The following is a 22,152-nucleotide window of genomic DNA, read 5'->3' as shown; positions in this document are numbered from 1 at the left end:
CGGCGAGCTTAGAGCTTCCAGCCGGCCGAGAACATGAACGTGCGGCCACGCGGGTCGGCAACGCGCGGGTCCCAGCCTGCGCCCGAGGCGCTGTCCACGTTGTGCCAGGTGAACGGCGGCTTGCGGTTGGCCACGTTGAGGATGCTGCCGCTCAGCGTCACGTTCTTGATGCCCGAGAAGCTGCCCACCAGGTTGAAGGTCGAGTAGGACCTCACCGTGCGCGTGTACGGCTGGGCCGTCGTGTAGTTGGCGCCGCCCTGGGCCGTCGGGCCGCGGTTCTGGTCTTCGTAGCTGTCGCGGTACAGGCCGGACAGCGTCATCCCCCACGCGCCCGTGCGGTAGCTGACGCTGGCGTTCAGGCGCCAGGGCAGGTACAGCGTCGTGTTGGACCACTTGCCGACGTACTCCCGCATGGGCGCGGTCTCGAGGGCGCGTTCCTTGTGGCTGATCATCTTGGTGCCGCTGAACGAGCTGGAGATCGTGCCGCCCAATGCCGTCATCTGGTGCTTGATGCCGAAATCCAGGCCCTTGGTCTCGCTGCCGGCAGCGTTGACCCAGCCGGCCTGGATGTAGCGCACGATGCCCGTGGCCGGGTCGCGCACGAAGTTGTCCTTGAACAGCTCGTAGTTGGACACCATCTCCGTGATGCTCAGCGCACGGATGCGATCATCCAGCTCGACCTGCCAGTAGTCGGCGTAGGCCTGGAAGTCCTTGATGGGCGCGAACACCATGCCGACGGAGAACTGCTTGGAGGTCTCGGGCTTGAGGTCCGGGTTGCCGCCGGTCGCGTACGGCGTGCTCAGGCGCGCGCACTGGGTTGCGTCCTTGGGCGCGTTGACGTCGGCGCACAGCACCGGGTCGCGGAACTGGCCAGTCATGGCCGACACCACCACCCCCTGGCGCACCTGCTGGGCCGTGGGCGCACGGAAGCCGGTGTTGGCCGAGGCGCGCAGCAGCAGGCTGTCGAAGGGCGTGAACTTGATGCCGACCTTGGGGTTGGTCGTGCCGCCGATCTGTTGGTATTGGTCGTGCCGCACCTGCAGCGTGACTTCCAGGCTCTTCAGCGGTTGCACCACCAGCTCACCGAACACGGCGGCGATGTCGCGCGACAGCGTGGGCGACGAGGTGTTGCCCGGGCAGCCGTAGGTCAGTGCGGCGTTGTCATACGTGGCCAGCGTGGCCGCCGTGATGCTGTCTACGCACAGGAAGTTCTGCGACCCCGAGAACTCGTAGGTCTCCTGCCGGGCATTCACGCCGGTGGCGAACAGGATGTCGCCGGCCATGAACTTGCCCAACGAGCCCGACAGCGTGGCGTCGAACTGCTTGACGCTGGTCTTGCCGTCGTAGATCTTGCCGCGCATCTGCATGTCTTCGAAGGCGGCAACCACCTCGGCGGACTGCGTCTGCCCCGGCATGATGAAGGGGTTGTACTTGCCGGAGGCCAGCAGATTGACGAGCTTGCGCGTGTTGGCAAAGCCGCTGATCAGCGTGGCCGAGCTCTTGGATTCGCCGTAGCCCGCGCTGACGCTGTAGTCGAAGCCAGCGATCGTGCCTTCGAGCGAGGCCTGGGCGCGCAGGTTCTTGGTGTTGTTCTCGCGGATGCGGAAGCCCAGGTCGTTCAGGAAGTTGACGCGGTAGGCGATGGGCTTGGTCGGGTCGAACTGCGCGGCGCCCACCAGGGTGCGCATGTTCAGGTAGTGGGGGCTGGTGGTCTGCAGGTGGGTGTTGGAGACCGTGGTCACGCCATTGACCGTGGCGGTCGTGTTGCCGGAACTCACCTGCAGCGGCGAGTACTCGCCGCGGTTCGTCACGTCCGACGCGATGAGCTCCAGCGAGGCCTGGTGCTTGTCGTTGATGTTGAAGGTGCCCTTGACCAGCGCGTTCGTCGCCTCCTGCGGCGAGCGCAGCATGTAGTTGCGGCCGTAGTCGCGTGTGCAGCGGTACTGCGAATTGGCCTTGGTGTAGCCGAACAGATCCCAGATCTGGATGTTGGGCGCCAGCGGCACCTGGTTGGGGATGTCCTGGCAGCGGCCCTGGATGGCCAGCAGGTTGAGGTTGGTGTAGCGGGTGGTGTCACCGCTGCTGCCCACCGTGGTGCCGGTCGCCGGGATCGCCGTGTTGTAGACCGCCGACGTCGTCGAGGAGCTGCCGGCGATCATGTTGGCGTGAATGGCGCTGGTCGAGTCCGGGGTCAGGTATTGATCGGGCTGGTAGCCGGTCGCCCACGGGCGGTCGGTGCCGCGCAGGATCTCGTTGTTGTCGAAGGTGACCGTGGCCATCAGGTTGTAGCCGTCGCGCACCAGGCTGCCCACGCCCCCGCTCGCCGAGATGCGGCGGGTCTGGCCGCCACCGGCGGCCTGCGGCGTCGAATAGCTGCCGCGGACCGACAAGCCCTGGTAGTCGCTGCGGGTGATGAAGTTCATCACGCCGCCGACGGCATCGGTGCCGTACACGGCCGAGGCACCGTCCTTCAGCACCTCGATGCGCTCGATGGCGTCCATCGGGATGGCGTTCAGGTCCACCGAGCCACCGCTCATGCCATGCGTGGACACGCGGCGGCCGTTCAGCAGCACCAGCGTGCCGGTCGGGCCCAGGCCGCGCAGGTTGGCGAAGTTGGCGCCGCCCAGCGTCTTGTCGGCATCGGTGCCGAACACCGCGTTGTTGGTGACCTGGTTGGTGTTGCCCGCCACGTTGGCCGACAGCAAGTCCACCAACTGGTCCGCGCTGCTGACGCCCAGCTCGCGAATCTGTGCGGCCGTCATCACCTCGATGGGCATGGCCTTCTCGTCCGCCAGCCGCTTGATGCTGGAGCCGGTGATGGTGACCTTCTGCAGCTTCTGCTGCTCGCTCGGTGCATTCGCACCGGTTTGGGCCGTCACGGCACCACTGAGACACAACAGCGCAGCGGCGCAGGCAATACGGGTGGGCTTCATGCTTTTTTTCCTGTGAAGTGACACGCTGACGACATGATGGCCGCAGGCCGGCCCTGGAGAACAGAGGGGCCTGCCCGGGTCGTCGCATCCATGACGATCACGCTTTGCGCGCCGGGCATAACCTGAGCGCATGGCCCAGGCGCTCGGCCCGGCTTCATGCCGGGTGATGGCACGTCAACCATGCATGAATCGCGCCCCCCAGCGCCGGCAAGCGCCACGTCGTGGCGGCATCGGCGTGCGGTGCGTAGCGCGAACCCAGGCTGGTGGTGACGGCGATCAGGTAGTGCAGCCCACCGTCGTGCACGATGCCGGCATCGCTGCTGTAGTTCTGCGTGTTGCCGGTCTTGTGCGCGAAGGTCGCTGGCGGCGTGGGGATGCCCGGCAGCCAGCCGGGCAGCGCGCGCAGGGATTCGCTGTTCAGGATGTGGTGCAGCTGCTGCGCGTCCAGCGTGCGGCGCAGCACGGCCCGGCTGGCGGCGCTCAGCAGCGCGGGCGCACCGGCGGGCGGCGGCGCGTCGGCGTCCAGCCGCCACAGCAGCCGCAGCGCGTCCCAGGCCGTCATGCGGATCTCGCCCACGCCGGCCCCGGCATCGTTGCCCCAGCCGCCGTCGGGCCGCGTGTTGGCGATGCGCAGGCCTGGCAGGCCGTGGGCGGCGAACAGGTCATGCAGTTCGTTGTGCAGCTCGCGTTCGCCGTCGCGCCGGATGGCGCCGCAGGCGTGCAGGTGGGCCACCAACGCCGATGTGGACGCGTTGCAGCTGATGGTGATCATGTCGTGCAGCCAGTCAGCCACCGGGCGCGCCTGGCCGCCGTACGCCAGCACCTGCAGCCAGTCGCTGCGGCCCTGGTCCACCAGCCGCGCCACGCCCACGGCCACCATCAGCTTCAGCAGCGACGCCGGGTAGGGCGACACGAAACGCGGCCCGGCGCCGAACCAGGGCGGGAAGTGCAGGCGGCCCCAGTCCGCCCCCGGCAGCCAGGCCACCGAGCGGCCTTGCGCATCGCGCACGTCCGCATGGAAGGCGATGCTGGCCACGGCACCGAACGCGCCGTCGACATGCGCCACCAGCCCCTGCGGGTGTTCACGCGAGAACAGCACATTGGCCGCCACCGGCCCGGCGTCGCCGAACACGACGACGGCCAGGTCGATGCTGGGCATCACGCCCAGCGGCGCACCGCCCTGCAGCGCATCGGCCGTCTGCTCGAAGCGCTGGGCCAGCACGGCCCGGCACAAGGCCTGGGCGAGCTCGTCAGCCGTCACAGCGCGAGGCCGTCCAGCGGCAGCGGGCTGGCATGACCTGACACCAGCGCGGCGACGATGTCAGCCGTCGCGAACGAGAACGTGAAGCCCAAGGCACCATGGCCCACATTGAGCCACAGGCCGGCAACGCCGCTGGCGCCGAGGATGGGCGCGCCGCTGGGCGTGGCCGGGCGCAGGCCGGCCCAGGGCGTGGCGCGGTCGTAGTCGGCCGCGTGCGGGAAGGTGGCGCGCACCGAGCGCTGCAGCGAGGCCAGCCGGCCGGCGTCCAGCGAGGCGTCATCGCCCACCAAGTCCACCATCGCGGCCACACGCAGATCGCTGCCGATGCGGGCGTAGAGGATCTTCTTCTCGAAGTCGGTCACGCTGACCTCGGGCGCGCGGTGGCCCGGCCCGATGGGCGCGGTGAGGCTGTAGCCCTTCAGCGGATACAGCGGCAGCCGCACACCCACGGTGGCCGCCAGCGCGCGGCTGTGCAGGCCGGCGGCCAGCACGACGGCGTCGGCCGTCACGTCGCCGGCCGGGGTGCGCACGCCGAACACGGCGCCGGCCCGGTCCATCAGGAAGCTGTCGACCCGCGCGCCCAGCCGGCCGCGGAAGTGCTCGTGCGCGGCCAGGCGCTCATGCAGCTGGCGGCAGAAGGCGTGGCAGTCCGCCACCGCCTCGCCGGGCGTGAAGATGCCGCCGGCCAGCGTGGCTTCGGTGTCGGCCAGTGCCGGCTCCAGCGCCACGCAGTCGTCGTGCGACAGCGCCTGCTCCGCCCCCCCCTGTGCCCGCGCCGCGACGCGGGCGAACTCGGCCGGCTGGCGGTACACCACCAGCTTGCCCGGCGCGCGCAGCGCCACGGCCTCGCCCAGCTGCGCCTGCTGCTGCAGCCGCGCGAACGCGGCCTGGCTGTAGGCGCCCAGCGCCAGCAGGCGCTCGGTGGCGCGCCGGTTCACCGGGCCACGGCAGTTGCGCAGGAAGGCCGCCAGCCACGACCACTGGGCGCGGTCGAACTCGGGCTTGAAGCGCAGCGGGCCATCCGGGTCCAGCAGCCAGCGCAGCGCCTTCAGCGGCACACCGGCATCGGCCAGCGGCGACACGTAGCGGTAGCTCAGCTGGCCGCCGTTGGCCCGGCTGGCGCCCTGGGCCACATCGGTCGCCTGCTCCACCAGCGTGACCGCATGGCCGCGCTGCAGCAAGGCCCAGGCCGTGGTGAGCCCCACCACGCCGCCGCCGATCACCACGCAATGCTTCATCCTGACCCTGGGCTCTTGAACTGGCCGGCAGGGTAAGGACGCCGGGAAGCCGCTGCCAATGAAACCGGCAGCGGCGGCCATCACCCCGCGTTATGAGGTGCCCCCGCCCGGCCTCGCCCCGCTGAACGCGGGCGAGGCCAGTCGGCCCCCCGAGGGGGCGGCGATGCTCGCGGCGGCAAGCCGCTCGCACATCGCCAGGCCGGGCCGGCTTGGGACGGCCCGGCGCTCGGCCCGAACGTCAGCGGCCTCAAGCCAGCACGGCAGCCATGGCCTCGGCGGTGGCCTCGACGTTGCGGGTGTTCAGCCCCGCCACGCACATGCGGCCCGAACGCAGGATGTAGGCGCCGAACTCGGTCTTCAGCCGCTCGGCCTGCTCGGCGCTCAGCCCGGTGTAGCTGAACATGCCGCGCTGGGTCAGGAAGTAGCTGAAGTCCCGGCCCGGCAGCTTGGCGGCGATGACGTCGTGCAGCTGGCGCCGCATGGCCTGGATGCGGCCCCGCATCTCGGCCACCTCGGCCTCCCACATCGCGCGCAGTTCGGGCGTGCCCAGCACCTTGGCCACGATCTGGCCGCCATGCAGCGGCGGGTTGGAGTAGTTGCGGCGGATCATGAACTTCAGCTGGCCCAGCACGCGGGCAGCCTGGTCCGCATCGGGGCAGACCACGCTCAGCGCGCCGCAGCGCTCGCCGTACAGGCTCATGCTCTTGGAGAAGCTGTTGGCGATGAGGAAGCTGATGCCCTCGTCGGCCAGCAGGCGCACGGCGAAGGCGTCTTCGTCGATGCCGTCACCATAGCCCTGGTAGGCCAGGTCCAGGAAGGGCAGCAGCTCACGCTCGCGGATCACGGGCACCAGCGCGCGCCACTGCTCGGCCGTCAGGTCCACGCCGGTGGGGTTGTGGCAGCAGGCGTGCATCAGCACGACGCTGCGCGCCGGCAGCGTCTTGAAGAAGGCCAGCAGCGCGTCGAAGCGCAGGCCGCCGGTGGCAGGGTCGTAGTAGGGATAGGTCTCGCAGACATGGCCCGAGCCCTCGAACACCGCGCGGTGGTTGTCCCAGGTCGGGTCGGACAGGTAGATCTTGCTGTCGGGGAAGTAGCGCTTGAGCAGGTCAGCGCCCACCTTCAAGCCGCCGCTGGAGCCCACGCCCTGGATCGTGGCGATGCGGCCTGCCGCAATGGCCGGGTGGCCCTCGCCGAACAGCAGGCCCTGCACGGCGCTGCGGAAGTTGGCCGCGCCCTCCATGGGCAGGTACGGCCGGGCGCCGGCCGCCTCGACCACGGCCAGCTCGGCAGCGCGCACCGACGGCAGCATGGGGATGCGGCCGTCGTTGTCGAAGTAGATGCCGATGGACAGGTTGATCTTGCCGGCGCGGGGGTCTTTCTGGAAGGCCTCGTTGAGGCTCAGGATGGGGTCGCCGGCATAGGCGTCGACGTGCTGGAACATGGGTCGGTCTCCTTGGGGAGGCCGGATTATCAGAGCCAAGAAACCCAGCGCCCGTGCGGGTGGCTCCAGGCGAGCGCCCGCTCGGCGACGCGGCCGGCCTGGGCATGCCGCAGCGTCCACAGCGTCAGCGACGACGGCGCCTCGCCCGCGGGCAGCACCGGCGCCGGCGGCAGCGCCTCGGCCGGCGCGCTCAGGGCCGGCAGGTCACCGCAGATCCAGGCCAGCCCGTGGCTCAGCGCCAGCCGGTCGACGGTGGCGCGCAGCCGCGCGAGCGCGGCCGCGTTCAGGTAGTACAGCACCCAGCTCGTCAGCAGCACCGGCTGCACGCCAGCCGGCAGCCCCCGCAGCCAGGGCTCGATGGCGGCGATGCAATCCTCCGCCTGCGTCAGCGTCACGGGCAGGCTGGCCAGCTGTGCGGCCGCGCCGGCCAGCCGCTCGTGGCGGCGCGCATCGTGCGGCCACAGGCAGGCCTGCAGCCAGCGCAGCCGGGCCGGGTCACTCACGTCCACGGGCGCCGGGTCCAGCCCGTGGCGCAGCGTGAGGCGCCAACCGGCCTCGGCCGGCGGCGGCACGGCGCCCAGCCAGCGGGACTCGATGGCCACCGACGCCCCGCCGCGCTCGTGCCAGGCGCCGTCGTCCGTGCGGTAACGCAAGCCATAGCGGTCCACGCCCAGGTTGAGCCCCGCGCTGCAGCCGAAGTCCAGCAGCGCGAGATGGCGCGCGCCGGTCGCCTGCGCTGCGGCGCCGAGCGCCGGCCAGATCACCGCGCAGCGGCCGATCTCGTTGGTCTGCGTGGCGCCGTGACGCAGGTGCTGCACCAGTGCAGACCACTCGCGCGCCAGGCAGGACCGCAAGGCCGGGCCCAGCGCCGCATCGGGCGCCCGCTCGCCACCGACGCTCGGGAAGTAGGCCGCCAGCTCGGGCGCCGCCCCGGCCAGCACGCGCTCATGCAGCGCCGCCAGCAGCAGATTGGCCTTGCGCTGCTCGGGCGGCGCCTCGGCCAGCAGCGCCAGCGCGCACTCGTCGATAGCAGCGAGCTCGCACAGCGCGATGTACAGCGGCTCCTGGCTGCATTCCTCGCACCCGAAGCGGCGTAGCAGCGTGGGCAGGTCTTGTCGTGAGTCCATGCGCCCAGCATAGGCAGCCATGCCACCCACCCGTGTCGGCCAGCCGACAATGCCGACATGCCTGATGACGTCCAGCCGGAAGACGCTGTTGTCCAGCTGATCACGGCCAATTTCCCCGGCCTGCGGGTGCCGGCCGCCGTGGCCGCCCGGCTGCCCGCCCTGGTGCCGCGGCGCCGGCTGGCCGACGGCCGCAGCTTGTTCGTTCAGGGGCAGCGGCCCACAGCCTTCTACGCCGTGGCAGCCGGTGCCATCGAATCGCGCTTCACCGGCGCGGACGGCCGCATCTCGGTGCTGGGCGAGGTGGCCCCGCCGCGCTTCTTCGGCCTGGCTGCCTTCGCGGCGCGCCTGCCGGCCGAGTACGAGGCCGTGGCACGTGGCGCGAGCGAGGTGTTCGTCATCGGCCGCGAGGCCTACACGCTGCTGATGGACGGGGTGCCAGGCTTTGCGCGGGCGCTGATGGCCGAGTTCGCGCAGCGCTATGACGGCACGCTGCGCCAGCTGCAGGCCGCCCGCCACCTCGCGGCGCCCGAGCGCTTCCGGCTGGCGCTGGCGCAACTGGCGGGCGAGCGCGGCGTGCCGGCAGGCGACGGCTGGGTGCGGGTGCAGGCCACGCAGTCGGAACTGGCGCAGCTGGCCCATGTGTCACGGCAGACGGCCAACGAACTGCTGGCGGCGGCTGAAGCCGATGGGCAGGTGCGGCGCGGGCGGGGGCAATGGTGGTGGAGGGATGGGGGCTGCGGCCTCATGGGCTTTGAATCGCGCCCCCGGGGCTCCTGCGTTACTCGGCGTTTAGAAGCGGCGTGAGTGAACAACCCGCACCCCAACCGCCAAGCCCACAAGCCATTCGCACCGAGGTATTCCGCTTCCCCCCTCTGAGCCCGCCGAGGAACGGAAGGGCTTGAGGCCGTGCGCGCAGCGCACTTTGTGGACTGACTTCGCGCAGTTGTCTGAGCGCAGCGTAGCGAAGCGAGTTCTGCGCGAGGCCTCAAGTTCTGAGTGCCGCAGGGAACCCCGAGCAACGCGAGGGGCGGGCGGATCGGGGGCGCTTTCTTTGCCTACTTTCTTGTGCGCACAAGAAAGTAGGTCGCCCGCCGGGGCGAACTCCCGGCGAGGACTCACGCGAAGACCAATCTCCAGCCACCAACGCAAACCGCGGCCACCGGGTAGGCTCACGGTGCCCAGCGCAGCCCAGCAAGATTTGCACTTGCTGCTCAACGATTGATGGATGGCGACAGCATTGCCGCAGCGCGCCACCGACCGCTGCCCCACCCAGCACGGCCAAATCGCCACAAGGCGTTGCTGAGCATGGGAATCCGTTCGATGGCCATGCTGCACCTCACGCAGCACCGCCTCCTCGGTTCACCGGCTCGACACCACGCTGCCTCAGCTGCAGCGTCAAACGTTGCGCGATGGCCTGAGCGTGCGTGGCGAGGTCCTCCTCGATCTCGCCCAGATCCATCCACTGGCCGCGAACCGTGAGCGACACCGAGGGCGGATGCCCGGCCCACACCTTGACCTCCAGGTGGCCCGCGTCGTCGCGCAGCGGCAGGTGGATGCAGTCGTGATGCAACACATGCACCACTTCACCCGCCCGCAACGCGGCGGAGAGTTCGTCAAGACCATCCGCGTGAGGCATCAGGTGTTGTGGGCAAAAGACGCCCGCTTCTGGGGTCAGGCCTTGAGCGCGGCCTCGATGTCGGCGCGCAGCTTGTCGGGCGCGTCATTGGGCGCAAAGCGCTTAATCACCTGCCCGTCGCGTCCGACGAGGAACTTGGTGAAGTTCCACTTGATGGCCTCGGTGCCCAGGAAGCCCGGCTTCTCGCTCTTCAGGAACTTCCACAGCGGGTGGGCCTCGCTGCCGTTGACCTTGATCTTGGCCATCATGGGGAAGCTGACGCCGTAATTGAGCTCACAAAAGCTCGCGATCTGGTCGTTGCTGCCGGGGTCCTGGCCGCCAAACTCGTTGCTGGGGAAGCCGAGAATGACCAGGCCCTGCGGGCCGTAGTCCTGCCACAGCTTCTCCAGGCCCTTGAACTGCGGCGTGAAGCCGCATTCGCTGGCGGTGTTGACGATGAGCAGCACCTTGCCGCGCTGGGCGGCGAGGTCGACCGGCTCACCGGTGATGGAGACGGCCTGGAAGCCGAAAACGCTGTCGGTCATGTGTACCCCCTTGCGCTGCACGCGTCGCCGCGGGCCGGCAGTGGCCCTGCGAAAAGCCGCGCATGCTACTGCCCGCCACGCGTGAGGGTTTGTAGCATGGCGGCCGCTGCGTCGCTGGCCTTCCAATCGCGCGAACTTCGGAGCTGCCCTCTGGGGTGGCACCGGCCCACAACCTGCCCCGGAACCTGCCCATGTTCATGGATCACCTGGCCTGCTTCACCCCGGCCGACCTGGCTGGACGAACCCCACCCGACTTCGGCGCCTACCGCTGGAAGCTGTTGGCCCAGGGCGACTCGTGGTTCTCAAACTCACGCGCCAAGCTCAATGCGCACGCCAACCTGCTGCAGGAACTGGTGTTCCGCGGAACGGCGATGACGGTGAACTGCGCCGGCACCGGCAATGCGCTCGCGCACATGGTGGACCTGGAGTCCAGCCCCGACTTCGTGCACCTGCTGGCCGGCCCCGAAGCCCCGGCCTGGGACGGCGTGCTGCTGTCGGTGGGCGGCAACGACCTGATCGCCGCTGCCCGGACGCCCGCGCACGACGCGGCCGGCGCGCCCATCCCGCTCGAGCTGCGGCTGATGCGCCGCCAGACCGAATGGGGCCCGCCGTCGGCCGGCGTGGCGCGCTACTTCTCGGAGCCCGGCTGGGCGACCTATGCCGAGTACCTGCGCGCCAACGTCAAGCACCTGCTGAGCCTGCGCGATCAGGGGCCCTCGGCCGGCAAGCCGGTCTTCATGCACTGCTATGCCGTGCCCATGCCCCGCCCGGCGGGCGCCGAGAGCAATGACGACCTGGGCGCCGCCAGCGGCCCCTGGCTGTACCCGGCCATGAAGGCCTACGGCGTGCCGGCGGCTGACTGGGCGGCGGTGAGCCGGCTGATGGTCTTCCACCTGGCGCAGTTGCTCAAGGGCATGGCGGCCGACAAGGAAGGCTTCCCAGGCCTGTTCGTGTTCGACTCGACCACCGTGCCGCTGGCGCTGGCTGCGCCGGGCTCCACCGGCATCAGTGGTGACTGGCACAACGAGATCCACCTCAACCACAGCGGCTGCTTCAAGATCGCCCGCGCGTGGAGCGAACACATCGAGATGGTGCTGGAAGGCAAGCACCTGCTGCAGCCCACCTCCGGCCCCGGCCGCAAGAGCCGCGCCAAGTAAGCCCGACTGCCGCCTAGCGATCCACCGACGTGACGTGGTCGCTGCGGGCGAGGTCCAGCAGGTGCTCGACCTCGTCCTTGTGCTGGACGAGGTTGCGCTGGTGCCAGCGCTTGATGATCCACATGGTGCCGGCCACGACGATGCCGAAGATGGTGATGGCGCCAAAGGCCGACAGGCCGAAGCGCGTCATGGCCGTGTAGAAGGCGCCCAGGCCCAGGATGCAGGCCTGCTCGTTGAAGTTCTGCACCGCGATGCTGCGGCCGGCCCCCATCAGGTTGTGGCCACGGTGCTGCAGCAGTGCGTTCATCGGCACGACGAGGTAGCCGCCGATCGCCCCCAGCATGATCAGGAAGGGCGCGGCCACCCAGACGTTGCTGATGAAGTTCATGAAGATCACCAGCAGGCCCATCGCGATGCCCAGTGGGATGACCGAGGTGGCGCGGTCCAGCCGGCAGTACAGCGACGCGACGACGGCGCCCGCTGCCGTGCCCACGGCCACCACCCCCACCAGCGACGAGGCCTGCTGCGTGCCGTAGCCCAGCGCTGCCGCCGCCCAGGCCAGCACGATGTAGCGCAGGTTGCCGCTGACCCCCCAGAACAGCGTCGTCGTGGCCAGCGAGATCTGGCCCAGCTTGTCCTGCCACAGGCGGCTGTTGCAGGCCGAGAAGTCGCGCACCAGGTCCACGGGGCTGAGCGTCAGCGGCTGCAGTGGCGCCTCGGTGCGCGGGATGCGCAGATTGAACAGCGCGGCCACGATGTAGAGCGACACCAGGCTGGCGATGGCGGCCTCGGGGCCGGTGTCGATGCCGGTGTCGATGAAAGGCAGGTCAAAACCCAGCAGCGTGCCGGCGATGCGGTCGCCGATCAACTGGCCGCCCAGCAGCACGCCCAGGATGATGGAGGCGATGGTCAGGCCTTCGATCCAGCCGTTGGCCTTGACCAGCTGCGACGGCGGCAACAGCTCGGTGAGGATGCCGTACTTGGCCGGCGAATAGGCCGCCGCGCCCAGGCCAACGATGGCGTAGGCCATCAGCGGGTGGGTGCCGAACAGCATCATCAGGCAGCCCACGACCTTGATGCTGTTCGAATAGAACATCACCTTGCCCTTGGGCACCGAGTCGGCAAACGCGCCCACGAAGGGCGCCAGCACGACGTAGAACAGCGCAAACATGGGCACCAGCGCAGCGCGCTGCCACTCAGGCGACCCGGAGGAACGCAGCAGCTCGACGGCGGCAACGAACAGCGCGTTGTCAGCCAGGGAGCTGAAGAACTGCGCCGACATGATGGTGTAGAAGCCGCGTTTCATCGGTCGTCGGGCGCGATCAGGACTGTCTCGGATGCTTGTAGCTTGGCCGACCAACGGGCGGCGCGGGTTTATAGCACGCGGCCTGCGCCGCCTTCCTGCAAGCCGGCCGGCGCAGAATCGCGCATCCCTGATGCCCCCCGACGCTGCCGACCGCCGCCGCCCCATGAGGGCACCCGCGCACACCGCGCAGCCCAGCGTTCACCGACATGCCACGTCCCATCGAAGCCCTGGTCCACACCGACGCCCTCGCCCACAACCTCGCCCGCGCCCGCGCGCAGGCGCCGAACGCCCGGGTCTGGGCCGTCGTGAAGGCCAATGCCTATGGTCACGGCATCGAGCGCGCCTTCGAGGGCCTGCGCGCCGCCGACGGCTTCGCGCTGCTGGATCTGGCCGAGGCCGAACGCCTGCGCGCGCTGGACTGGCGCGGCCCCATCCTGCTGCTGGAAGGCGTGTTCGAGCCGCGCGACCTGGAGCTGTGCTCGCGCCTCAAGCTCTGGCACGCCGTGCACTGCGAGCAGCAGATCGACTGGCTGGCCATGCACAAGACGCACGAGCCGCACCGCGTGTTCCTGAAGCTGAACTCGGGCATGAACCGGCTGGGCTTCCCGCCGGCCGCCTTCCGCGCTGCCTACGCGCGGCTGGACGCGCTGCCGCAGGTGGACGAGATCGGGCTGATGACGCATTTCTCTGACGCCGACAGCTTGCGGCAAGGTCATGACGGCATCGCCCACCAGCTGGCCGCCTACGACACGGCCACCGACGGCCTGGCCGGCGAGCGCACGATTGCCAACAGCGCGGCCACGCTGCGCCACGCCGGCCGCACGGCCCACGACTGGGTGCGCGCCGGCATCATGGTCTACGGCGGCGTGCCGGACTTCCCCGAGCACGACGCCGCCCACTGGGATCTGCGCCCGGCCATGACGCTGCGCTCCAAGATCATCGGCGTGCAGCAGTTGCAGGCGGGCGACACGGTGGGCTACGGCAGCGCCTTCACGGCCGAGCAGCCCATGCGCATCGGCATCGTGGCCTGCGGCTATGCCGACGGCTACCCGCGCCACGCGCCCACCGGCACGCCGGTGCTGGTGGACGGCCGGCGCAGCCGCACCATCGGCCGCGTGTCCATGGACATGCTGGCGGTGGACCTGACCGACCTGCCGGCCAGCGGCTGGGGCAGCGAGGTGACGCTCTGGGGCGAGGGCCCGCACGGCGCGCGGCTGCCGATCGACGAGGTGGCCCAGGCCGCCGGCACCATCGGCTACGAGTTGATGTGCGCCGTGGCCCCACGCGTGCCCATCCGCAGTGCCTGAGTTCCGCTGGTCGCCGCAACCCGGCGAACTTGAGTTCGACGCCATCCGTGCCAGCGGCCCCGGCGGCCAGAACGTCAACAAGGTTTCAAACGCCGTCCACCTGCGCTTCGACATCCGCGCCTCCAGCCTGCCGGACGGCGTGAAGGCGCGGCTGCTCGGCTGGGCGGACCAGCGCATCACGTCAGCCGGCGTCGTCGTCATCAAGGCCCAGGAGTCCCGCAGCCTGGCCCTCAACCGCGCCGACGCGGTGGCCCGCCTCATCGAGCTGGTGCGGGCGGCCGCCCATGTGCCCAAGGCGCGGCGCGCCACCAAACCGACCTACGGCTCGCAGCAACGCCGGCTGCAGGGCAAGGCCCGGCGCAGCGAGGTCAAGGCGGGGCGCCGGCGCGACGCCGACTGATCACGGCGTGATCTGCAGGCTGCGCCAGATGATGTCGGTCAGCAGCCGGCGGGCGCGCTCGAAGTCTTCCTCGTCCAGCGCCGGCTTGCCCATGTAGAGCGAGTACTGCGGCCCCAGGTCGGCATAGGCCTGCGTGGACGACCAGATCAGGAACATCAGGTGCGTGAAGTCCAGGCGGCGGATCAGCCCCTGGTCGGCCCAGTGCTCGAAGCGCTCCACGTCGGCGTGCAGCAGCGGCATGACCTGGGCTTTCAGCACATCCCGGTAGCGCGGCGCACCGGCCATGATCTCGCGGGTGAACACCGCATTGCCGCTGGCGCGCTCGCGGCTGAAGCGCAGCTTGACCGACACATAGGACTGGATGGCCGCCTCAGGCTCGTCAGCCTGGGCAATCGCTGACATGCTGGCCATCCACTCGCCCATGACGCTGTCCAGCACGGCGCGGTACAGGTCCTCCTTGCTGGGCCAGTGATAGAGCAGGTTCTGGCGCGAGAGGTCCAGCGCCGCGGCGATGCTGTCGAGGCTGACGCCTTCGAAGCCGAAGCGGGCGAACTGGCGCTCGGCCTCGGCGAGGATGGCCTCCTGCTTGCGCAAGGTGGCGGCGCGCGGCGTGCGGGTCGCGGGAGCAGTCACGGTCATGCACCGGATTCTGACGTTACGCACCAAGCGCTTGCTGCGGGTTTTTACGTCTACGTCAATTTTTACGGGCTAGTAATGTTTGGCCGTTTTCCACTCGGGAGAAGCCCGTGGACCCTGCCGATCTGAAGCCCGGCCGACTGGCCGCTGACGACTATGCGAGCCGCTTTGGCGATGCCCATGCGCCGCTGAACCGCACCCAGGCCCTCATCGAGGCGGAGCGCTGCTACTACTGCTTCGACGCTCCGTGCCAGACGGCCTGCCCCACGGGCATCGACGTGCCCACCTTCATCCAGCGCATTGCGCAGGACAACGTGCGCGGCGCGGCCGAGGCCATCCTGACGGCCAACCCGCTGGGCGGCCTATGCGCCCGCGTCTGCCCGACCGAGGTGCTGTGCGAGCAGGCCTGCGTGCGCAACACGAACGAGAGCAAGCCGGTCGAGATCGGCCTGCTGCAGCGCTTCGCGGTTGAGGCTCACTTCGCCACTCCCAAAGCCCGCCCGTTGTTCGAGCGCGGCCAGCCGACCGGCAAACGGGTCGCCGTGGTCGGTGCGGGTCCGGCCGGGCTGGCTGCCGCGCATGGCCTGGCGTGGCGCGGACACGACGTCGTGCTGTTCGACGCCGCACCAAAGCTGGGCGGCCTCAACGAATACGGCCTCGCGACCTACAAGGTCGCCGGTGGGTTTGCGCAGCGCGAGATTGACTGGCTGCTGTCCATCGGCGGCATCACGCCGCGGCTGAACTGTCGATTGGGCCGCGACATCACGCTGGACGGCCTGCTGGCCGAGTACGACGCCGTCTTTCTCGGCCTGGGCCTGCAGGGCGTGAATGCGCTGGGTATTGCCGAGCCCGAGTTGCCCGGCCTGCGCGACGCGGTCGACTTCATCGCCGAGCTGCGCCAGTGCGACCCGGCCCAGGTGCCGGTGGGTCGCAAGGTGCTCGTCATCGGCGGCGGCATGACGGCCGTGGACGCGGCCGTGCAGAGCAAGCTGCTGGGTGCCGAGGCCGTGACGATGGTCTACCGCCGCGGGCCCGAGAGCCTGTCGGCCTCCACGCACGAGCAGCACTGGGCGCAGACGAATGGCGTGACGATCCGCTGCTGGGCGCGTCCACTGGCCGTGCTGGCCGAAGGCGGTGTGCTGCGCGGCATGCGCTTTGCAGCCACCCGGCTGGAAGGCGGCAAGCTCATCGACACCGGCGAACAGTTCGTCATCGAGGCCGACCTGGTGCTTCGCGCCATCGGCCAGACCTTTGACGCCCAGCCCGTCGGCGCAGCCCTCGAGCTGCAGGGTGGCCGCCTCAAGACCGATGCCGACGGCCGCACCAGCCTGCCCCGCGTGTGGGCCGGCGGCGACTGCCGCGCGGGTGGCCGCGACCTCACGGTGGAAGCCGTGGAGCACGGCAAGCGCGCCGCCGCGAGCATCGATCAGGCGCTGGGCCTGGCCACCGTCCGCCATCTCGACAAGGAGGCCGCCCATGGCTGACCTGAGCACCAACTTCCTCGGCATCAAGAGCCCCAACCCGTTCTGGCTCGCGTCCGCGCCGCCGACCGACAAGGAGATCAACGTGCGCCGCGCCTTCGAGGCCGGCTGGGGCGGCGTCGTCTGGAAGACGCTGGGCGAGGACCCGCCTGTCGTCAACGTCAACGGCCCGCGCTACGCGACGCTGTGGAGCCAGGACCGCCGCGTCATCGGCTTCAACAACATCGAGCTCATCAGCGACCGGCCGCTGCAGACCAACCTCGACGAGATCGCCCGCGTGAAGCGCGACTTCCCGGACCGGGCGATGGTGGTGAGCCTGATGGTGCCGGTCAACGAGCTGGCCTGGCGCAACATCCTCTCCCGCGTGGCAGACACCGGCGCCGACGGCGTGGAGCTGAACTTCGGCTGCCCGCACGGCATGAGCGAGCGCGGCATGGGCTCGGCCGTGGGGCAAGTGCCCGAGTACATCCAGCAGATCACCGAGTGGTGCAAGACGCACACCAAGCTGCCGGTGATCGTGAAGCTCACGCCCAACATCACCGACGTGCGCATCCCGGCGCGTGCGGCCAAGGCCGGCGGCGCCGATGCGGTCAGCCTCATCAACACCATCAACTCCGTGATGGGCGTGGACCTGGACCGCATGATCATGAGCCCGTCCACCGACGGCCTGGGCTCGCACGGCGGCTACTGCGGCCCGGCCGTCAAGCCCATCGCGCTGAACATGGTGGCCGAGATCGCGCGCGACGCGGCCACGGCCGGCCTGCCGCTGAGCGGCATCGGCGGCGTCACCACCTGGCGCGACGCGGCCGAGTTCATCGCCATGGGCTGCGGCACCGTGCAGGTCTGCACGGCGGCCATGGTCTACGGCTTCAAGATCGTGCAGGACCTGTGCTCGGGCCTGTCCAATTTCATGGACGAAAAGGGCTACACGTCGCTGGACGACTTCCGCGGCCGCGCCGTGCCCACGGTCAAGAACTGGAACCAGCTCAACCTCAACCACGTCGACAAGGCCGTCATCAACCAGGACAGCTGCATCCAGTGCGGCCGTTGCCACGTCGTCTGCGAGGACACCTCGCACCAGGCCATCTGGGCCACCAAGGACGGCCAGCGCCACTTCCACGTCAACGAGGCCGAATGCGTGGGTTGCAACCTGTGCGTGTCCATCTGCCCCGTCCCTGGCACCATCACGATGCGCGCGCTCCAGCCCGGCGAGACGGATGCGCGTACCGGCCGCGTCATTGACGGCAGCTACGCCAACTGGACCACGCATCCCAACAACCCCATGCGCAGCGGCTGCGCGTGACACAAGGATCAGTGATGAGTCACTACGAGGTCGGCCATTGGATCAACGGCGCTGCCACGCGCGGCAGCGGCGAGCGCCAGCAAGACATCCACAACCCCGCCACCGGCCAGGTGCAGGGCCGCCTGCTGCTGGGCAGCGTGGCCGACCTGGACGCCGCCGTCGCCAGCGCCACGCAGGCCGCCAAGGCCTGGAGCCAGACGCCGCCGCTGGCCCGCGCCCGCGTGCTGTTCAAGTTCCTCACGCTGCTGCAGGAGCGCAAGGAGCAGCTCGCCGACGCCATCGTGCGCGAGCACGGCAAGACCGTGCCGGATGCACTGGGCGAAGTGGCCCGCGGCATCGAGGTGGTGGAGTTCGCCACCGCCATGCCGCAGCTGCTCAAGGGCGAGTACACCGAGCAGATCGCCCGTGGCATGGACGCCTGGAGCATGCGCCAGCCGCTGGGCGTGGTGGCCGGCATCACGCCGTTCAACTTCCCGGCCATGGTGCCGATGTGGATGTATCCCATCGCCATCGGCTGCGGCAATGCCTTCATCCTGAAGCCCAGCGAGCGCGACCCGTCCTCGTCACTGCTGATGGCGCAGTGGCTGAAGGAAGCCGGCCTGCCGGACGGCGTGTTCAGCGTCATCCAGGGTGACAAGGACATCGTGGACGCCATCCTGGCCCACCCCGGCATCGCGGCCGTCAGCTTTGTCGGCAGCACGCCGGTGGCCGAGCACATCTACAAGGTGGGCAGCGCCCACGGCAAGCGCGTGCAGGCGCTGGGCGGCGCGAAGAACCACATGGTCGTCATGCCCGACGCCGACCTCGACGGCGCCGTGGACGCGCTGATGGGCGCGGCCTACGGTTCGGCCGGCGAACGCTGCATGGCCATCTCGGTCTGCGTGGCCGTGGGCGACGTCGGCGACAAGCTCGTGGCAGCACTCGCGCCGAAGGTGAAAGCACTGAAGATCGGCGAAGGCCACCAGGCCGGCGCCGAAATGGGCCCGCTGATCACGCGCGCCTCGCAGCAGCGTGTGGAGCGACTGATCGGCGAAGGCGTCGAGGCCGGCGCAACCGCCGTGGTGGACGGCCGCGGCTACAAGGTGCCGGGCCATGAAGACGGCTTCTTCGTCGGCGGCACCATCCTCGACGGCGTCAGCGCCGACATGAGCTGCTACACCGAGGAGATCTTCGGCCCCGTGCTGTGCGTCGTGCGCGTGCCCGACCTGGCCGCCGCCATCGCGCTCATCGAGGCCAACGAGTACGCCAACGGCGTCGCCATCTTCACCCGCGACGGCCATGTGGCGCGCGAGTTCGTGCACCACATCCAGGTCGGCATGGTGGGTGTCAACGTGCCGCTGCCGGTGCCGATGGCCTTCAACAGCTTCGGCGGCTGGAAGCGCAGCCTGTTCGGCGACCACCACGCCTACGGGCCCGAGGCGGTGCGCTTCTACACCAAGCACAAGGCTGTCATGCAGCGCTGGCCCGACAGCACGCCCAAGGGCCCGCAATTTGCTTTTCCTCAGAACACTTAAACCTCACGGAAACGCGCCATGACTGACCCCTCGCTGAGCAACCACGATCTGATCCCGACGACTGTTGCTCAGCGAACGTGGCGCTGGCAGGACTTCGCGGCGCTGTGGGTGGGCATGGTGGTGTGCGTGCCGACCTACACCATGGCCAGCTCCATGCTGGACCAGGGCTTCAGCTGGCAGCAGGCGGTCGGGCTCGTGCTGTTGGCCAACCTCATCGTGCTGGTGCCGATGATCCTCATCGGCCGGGTCGGGCCCAAGCACGGCATTCCCTTTCCGGTGCTGGCGCGCGCGTCCTTCGGCGTGAAGGGCGCCAGCCTGCCGGCCGTGCTGCGCGGGCTGGTGGCCTGCGGCTGGTTCTCCATCAACTGCTACTTCGGCGCGCTGGCGCTGCACAGCTTTCTGAACGTGCTGGGCCTGGGCCTGGCTGCTCCCGCGCCGGGCGAGACCATCAGCAGCTCGCAGCTCGCCTGCTTCATCGCCTTCTGGGCGCTGCACATCGTCTTCATCTGGAAGGGCACGGAGTCCATCCGGCTGCTGGAAGTGATTGCCGCACCGCTGATGATCGGCGCGTCCATCGCACTGGTCGTGGCACTGGTGATGCTGGTGCCCAGCGCCCAGCTCTTCGGCCTGCCGGCCAAGGACGTGCCCGGCGGCTCCAAGTTCTGGGCAGCGCTGACCGGCCTGGTGGGCTTCTGGGCGACGCTGGCGCTCAACATCCCCGACTTCACGCGCTTCGCCCGCACGCAGCGTGACCAGACCGTCGGCCAGGCGCTCGGCCTGCCCGTACCGATGGCACTGTTCTCCATGGTCGGTGTTATCGGCTTCTCGGCCAGCGCCATCCTGTACGGCAAGGCCGAGCTCTTCCCCGACGCGCTGCTGGCCAAGATGGGCCCCGTCGCTGCAGGCCTGGGCCTGCTGGTCATCCTCCTGGCCAACCTGACCACCAACGTCGCGGCCAACCTCGTGTCGCCCAGCTACGACTTCTCGCAGCTCGCGCCGAGCAAGATCAGCTTCCGCATGGGCGGGCTGATCGCGGCGGTCATCGGGCTGCTCTTCATGCCCTGGAAGCTGCTGGCCACGTCCGGCGGCTACCTGTTCACCTGGCTGGGCGGTTACGGCACCTTGCTTGGCGCCATCGCCGGCATCCTGCTGACCGACTACTACCTGATCCGCCGCACCGAGCTGAACAGCGCCGACCTCTACCGCCGCGGGGGCGCCTACGAGTACAGCGGCGGTTGGAACGGCCGCGCCCTGCTGGCGCTGGCGCTGGGCGTGCTGCCCTGCCTGCCCGGCTACCTGGTGGTGTCGGGCGTGCTGGACAAAGCCTCGGTCGCACCGGCCCTCGTCACGCTGTTCGACTTCGGCTGGTTCTTCAGCCTGGCGGTGTCGGGCACGGTCTATTACTTCTCCATGCCACGCGGAGGTTCGCGATGAGTTCACTGTTGATCCGGGGCGCCACGGTCGTCAATGCCGACGCCGAGACGCGCCAGGATGTTCTCTGTGTCGACGGCCGCATCGCCGCGCTGGGCGAACGCGCCGCGCGCGAAGCCCCCGCCGGCACCACCACGCTCGACGGCACCGGCCAGTACCTGCTGCCCGGCGGCATCGACCCGCACACGCACATGCAGCTGCCCTTCATGGGCACGGTCACGCAGGACGACTTCTTCACCGGCACCGCGGCCGCGCTGGCCGGCGGCACGACGAGCATCATCGACTTCGTCATCCCCAACCCCCAGCAGCCGCTGATGGACGCCTACCGCACCTGGCGCGGCTGGGCCGAAAAGGCCGCGAGCGACTACGCCTTCCACGTGGCCGTGACCTGGTGGGACCAGAGCGTCAGTGACGACATGGGTAACCTGGTGCGCGAGGAAGGCGTGAACAGCTTCAAGCACTTCATGGCCTACAAGAACGCCATCATGTGCGACGACGAGACGCTGGTGAACAGCTTCAAGCGTGCGCTCGAACTCGGCGCCATGCCGACGGTGCACGCCGAGAACGGCGAGCTCGTCTACCTGCTTCAGGCGGAGGTCGCCAAGATGGGCATCACCGGCCCCGAGGGCCACCCGATGAGCCGCCCACCCATGGTGGAGGGCGAGGCCGCCAACCGCGCCATTGCCATTGCCGACGTGCTGGGCGTGCCCATCTACATCGTGCACGTGAGCTGCATCGAGAGCGCCGAAGCCATCGCCCGCGCGCGAGCCCGTGGCCAGCGCGTGTACGGCGAGGTGCTGGCCGGCCACCTGCTGATCGACGACAGCGTCTACCGCGACCCCGACTTCGCCACCGCCGCGGCCTACGTCATGAGCCCGCCGTTCCGGCCCAAGATCCACCAGGAGTTCCTGTGGCGCGGCCTGCAGAGCGGCCAGCTGCACACGACGGCCACCGACCACTGCACCTTCTGCGCGAGCCAGAAGGCCGCGGGCATCGACAACTTCGCCAAGATTCCCAACGGCTGCGGCGGCGTCGAGGAGCGCATGGCCGTGCTGTGGGATGCCGGCGTGAACTCCGGGCGCCTGACGCCCAGCGAGTTCGTCGCCATCACGTCGGCCAACGCCGCCAAGCTCTTCAACATGTACCCATGCAAGGGCGTGATCGCCGAGGGGGCGGACGCCGACCTCGTGCTGTGGGACCCGGCCGGCACCAAGACGCTGTCGGCCAAGACGCAGTTCTCGAAGAACGACTTCAACATCTTCGAGGGCCGCACCGTGCGCGGCATCCCGAGCCACACCATCGCCCAGGGCCGCGTCGTCTTCGCGCGCGGCGACCTGCGCGCCGAACCCGGCACCGGCCGCTACCTGAAGCGCCCGCCCTACGGCCCGCAGTTCGATGCGGCTGCCAAGCGCGCCCACGATCTCGCGCCCACCGCGGTCGCACGCTGAGGACTCGAC

18 protein-coding genes are annotated in these 22,152 nt (G+C 69.6%); 9 read left to right on the top strand and 9 right to left on the bottom strand.

Annotated features, from left to right (window positions below):
- Nucleotides 1–8 precede the first annotated feature (8 nt).
- The 5 genes from NYO99_RS09275 to NYO99_RS09255 all read right to left on the bottom strand — a co-directional run bounded on the left by NYO99_RS09275 (nt 9) and on the right by NYO99_RS09255 (nt 8,000).
- On the bottom strand, nt 9–2,933 hold the full coding sequence (locus NYO99_RS09275; RefSeq protein ID WP_268166896.1) for a TonB-dependent receptor domain-containing protein: 2,925 nt from the start codon (nt 2,931–2,933) through the stop codon (nt 9–11).
- A gap of 154 nt (nt 2,934–3,087) precedes the next feature.
- Nucleotides 3,088–4,194, bottom strand: a complete 1,107-nt coding sequence (locus NYO99_RS09270) for a serine hydrolase (protein ID WP_268166895.1) — start codon at nt 4,192–4,194, stop codon at nt 3,088–3,090.
- The gene (locus NYO99_RS09265; RefSeq protein WP_326494827.1) at nt 4,191–5,432 is read right to left on the bottom strand and encodes a D-amino acid dehydrogenase; all 1,242 of its coding nucleotides are present in this window, start codon (nt 5,430–5,432) and stop codon (nt 4,191–4,193) included. The genes NYO99_RS09270 and NYO99_RS09265 overlap by 4 nt, the downstream gene beginning before the upstream one ends.
- Before the next feature lie 247 nt (nt 5,433–5,679).
- A complete protein-coding gene (locus NYO99_RS09260) occupies nt 5,680–6,873 on the bottom strand; it encodes an amino acid aminotransferase (RefSeq protein WP_268166893.1) in 1,194 nt (397 codons plus the stop codon).
- 29 nt (nt 6,874–6,902) lie between these two features.
- Nucleotides 6,903–8,000: a DUF2332 domain-containing protein gene (locus NYO99_RS09255; RefSeq protein ID WP_268166892.1), complete on the bottom strand. Its 1,098-nt coding sequence runs from the start codon at nt 7,998–8,000 to the stop codon at nt 6,903–6,905.
- 57 nt (nt 8,001–8,057) lie between these two features.
- On the opposite strand from NYO99_RS09255, the gene NYO99_RS09250 reads away from it, so the two are divergent.
- Nucleotides 8,058–8,804, top strand: a complete 747-nt coding sequence (locus NYO99_RS09250) for a Crp/Fnr family transcriptional regulator (RefSeq protein WP_268166891.1) — start codon at nt 8,058–8,060, stop codon at nt 8,802–8,804.
- Nucleotides 8,805–9,336: 532 nt separating this feature from the next.
- On the opposite strand, the gene NYO99_RS09245 is transcribed toward NYO99_RS09250, so the two are convergent.
- A complete protein-coding gene (locus tag NYO99_RS09245; protein ID WP_268166890.1) occupies nt 9,337–9,636 on the bottom strand; it encodes a hypothetical protein in 300 nt (99 codons plus the stop codon).
- A 35-nt stretch (nt 9,637–9,671) separates the two neighbouring features.
- Entirely contained in the window at nt 9,672–10,160 is a 489-nt protein-coding gene (locus NYO99_RS09240) for a glutathione peroxidase (RefSeq protein WP_268166889.1), read from the bottom strand.
- 191 nt (nt 10,161–10,351) lie between these two features.
- Here NYO99_RS09240 and NYO99_RS09235 point away from each other — a divergent pair, with 191 nt between their 5' ends.
- Nucleotides 10,352–11,317: a hypothetical protein gene (locus tag NYO99_RS09235; RefSeq protein ID WP_268166888.1), complete on the top strand. Its 966-nt coding sequence runs from the start codon at nt 10,352–10,354 to the stop codon at nt 11,315–11,317.
- 13 nt (nt 11,318–11,330) lie between these two features.
- Here the strand turns inward: NYO99_RS09235 and lplT are convergent, their stop codons facing one another.
- The gene (gene lplT / locus NYO99_RS09230; protein ID WP_268166887.1) at nt 11,331–12,623 is read right to left on the bottom strand and encodes a lysophospholipid transporter LplT; all 1,293 of its coding nucleotides are present in this window, start codon (nt 12,621–12,623) and stop codon (nt 11,331–11,333) included.
- A 206-nt stretch (nt 12,624–12,829) separates the two neighbouring features.
- Here lplT and alr point away from each other — a divergent pair, with 206 nt between their 5' ends.
- Together alr and arfB are read left to right on the top strand one after the other, a co-directional pair.
- On the top strand, nt 12,830–13,930 hold the full coding sequence (gene alr / locus NYO99_RS09225; protein ID WP_268166886.1) for an alanine racemase: 1,101 nt from the start codon (nt 12,830–12,832) through the stop codon (nt 13,928–13,930).
- Entirely contained in the window at nt 13,923–14,330 is a 408-nt protein-coding gene (gene arfB / locus NYO99_RS09220) for an alternative ribosome rescue aminoacyl-tRNA hydrolase ArfB (protein ID WP_268166885.1), read from the top strand. The genes alr and arfB overlap by 8 nt, the downstream gene beginning before the upstream one ends.
- Here the strand turns inward: arfB and NYO99_RS09215 are convergent, their stop codons facing one another.
- Nucleotides 14,331–14,969, bottom strand: a complete 639-nt coding sequence (locus NYO99_RS09215) for a TetR family transcriptional regulator C-terminal domain-containing protein (RefSeq protein ID WP_268166884.1) — start codon at nt 14,967–14,969, stop codon at nt 14,331–14,333.
- A 107-nt stretch (nt 14,970–15,076) separates the two neighbouring features.
- Here NYO99_RS09215 and NYO99_RS09210 point away from each other — a divergent pair, with 107 nt between their 5' ends.
- The 5 genes from NYO99_RS09210 to hydA are packed head-to-tail and all read left to right on the top strand — an operon-like array spanning nt 15,077 to nt 22,143.
- Entirely contained in the window at nt 15,077–16,450 is a 1,374-nt protein-coding gene (locus NYO99_RS09210) for an NAD(P)-dependent oxidoreductase (protein WP_268166883.1), read from the top strand.
- On the top strand, nt 16,443–17,750 hold the full coding sequence (preA, locus tag NYO99_RS09205) for an NAD-dependent dihydropyrimidine dehydrogenase subunit PreA (protein WP_268166882.1): 1,308 nt from the start codon (nt 16,443–16,445) through the stop codon (nt 17,748–17,750). Before NYO99_RS09210 ends, preA begins: the two co-directional genes overlap by 8 nt.
- A gap of 14 nt (nt 17,751–17,764) precedes the next feature.
- Nucleotides 17,765–19,264 (top strand): CoA-acylating methylmalonate-semialdehyde dehydrogenase, encoded by a 1,500-nt coding sequence (locus NYO99_RS09200; RefSeq protein ID WP_268166881.1) that lies wholly within the window; start codon nt 17,765–17,767, stop codon nt 19,262–19,264.
- An 18-nt stretch (nt 19,265–19,282) separates the two neighbouring features.
- On the top strand, nt 19,283–20,698 hold the full coding sequence (locus NYO99_RS09195; RefSeq protein WP_268166879.1) for an NCS1 family nucleobase:cation symporter-1: 1,416 nt from the start codon (nt 19,283–19,285) through the stop codon (nt 20,696–20,698).
- Complete coding sequence (gene hydA, locus NYO99_RS09190; RefSeq protein ID WP_268166878.1) at nt 20,695–22,143, top strand: dihydropyrimidinase; 1,449 nt, start codon at nt 20,695–20,697, stop codon at nt 22,141–22,143. Before NYO99_RS09195 ends, hydA begins: the two co-directional genes overlap by 4 nt.
- Nucleotides 22,144–22,152: the final 9 nt, after the last annotated feature.

It is taken from the genome of Roseateles hydrophilus (assembly GCF_026712245.1).
GTDB classification, from domain to species: Bacteria; Pseudomonadota; Gammaproteobacteria; order Burkholderiales; family Burkholderiaceae_C; genus Pelomonas; species Pelomonas hydrophilus.
The sequence above is the reverse complement of the archived record's forward strand: the minus strand, read 5'-3'. Positions and strand labels throughout refer to the sequence as shown.

What these genes read in the sequence shown, in the direction of transcription:
- NYO99_RS09275 (WP_268166896.1), bottom strand. Translation starts at nt 2,933, where the DNA reads ATGAAGCCCACCCGTATTGCCTGCGCCGCTGCGCTGTTGTGTCTCAGT.
- NYO99_RS09265 (WP_326494827.1), bottom strand. Translation starts at nt 5,432, where the DNA reads ATGAAGCATTGCGTGGTGATCGGCGGCGGCGTGGTGGGGCTCACCACG.
- NYO99_RS09260 (WP_268166893.1), bottom strand. Translation starts at nt 6,873, where the DNA reads ATGTTCCAGCACGTCGACGCCTATGCCGGCGACCCCATCCTGAGCCTC.
- NYO99_RS09255 (WP_268166892.1), bottom strand. Translation starts at nt 8,000, where the DNA reads ATGGACTCACGACAAGACCTGCCCACGCTGCTACGCCGCTTCGGGTGC.
- NYO99_RS09250 (WP_268166891.1), top strand. Translation starts at nt 8,058, where the DNA reads ATGCCTGATGACGTCCAGCCGGAAGACGCTGTTGTCCAGCTGATCACG.
- NYO99_RS09245 (WP_268166890.1), bottom strand. Translation starts at nt 9,636, where the DNA reads ATGCCTCACGCGGATGGTCTTGACGAACTCTCCGCCGCGTTGCGGGCG.
- NYO99_RS09240 (WP_268166889.1), bottom strand. Translation starts at nt 10,160, where the DNA reads ATGACCGACAGCGTTTTCGGCTTCCAGGCCGTCTCCATCACCGGTGAG.
- NYO99_RS09235 (WP_268166888.1), top strand. Translation starts at nt 10,352, where the DNA reads ATGTTCATGGATCACCTGGCCTGCTTCACCCCGGCCGACCTGGCTGGA.
- lplT (WP_268166887.1), bottom strand. Translation starts at nt 12,623, where the DNA reads ATGAAACGCGGCTTCTACACCATCATGTCGGCGCAGTTCTTCAGCTCC.
- alr (WP_268166886.1), top strand. Translation starts at nt 12,830, where the DNA reads ATGCCACGTCCCATCGAAGCCCTGGTCCACACCGACGCCCTCGCCCAC.
- NYO99_RS09215 (WP_268166884.1), bottom strand. Translation starts at nt 14,969, where the DNA reads ATGACCGTGACTGCTCCCGCGACCCGCACGCCGCGCGCCGCCACCTTG.
- preA (WP_268166882.1), top strand. Translation starts at nt 16,443, where the DNA reads ATGGCTGACCTGAGCACCAACTTCCTCGGCATCAAGAGCCCCAACCCG.
- NYO99_RS09200 (WP_268166881.1), top strand. Translation starts at nt 17,765, where the DNA reads ATGAGTCACTACGAGGTCGGCCATTGGATCAACGGCGCTGCCACGCGC.
- NYO99_RS09195 (WP_268166879.1), top strand. Translation starts at nt 19,283, where the DNA reads ATGACTGACCCCTCGCTGAGCAACCACGATCTGATCCCGACGACTGTT.
- hydA (WP_268166878.1), top strand. Translation starts at nt 20,695, where the DNA reads ATGAGTTCACTGTTGATCCGGGGCGCCACGGTCGTCAATGCCGACGCC.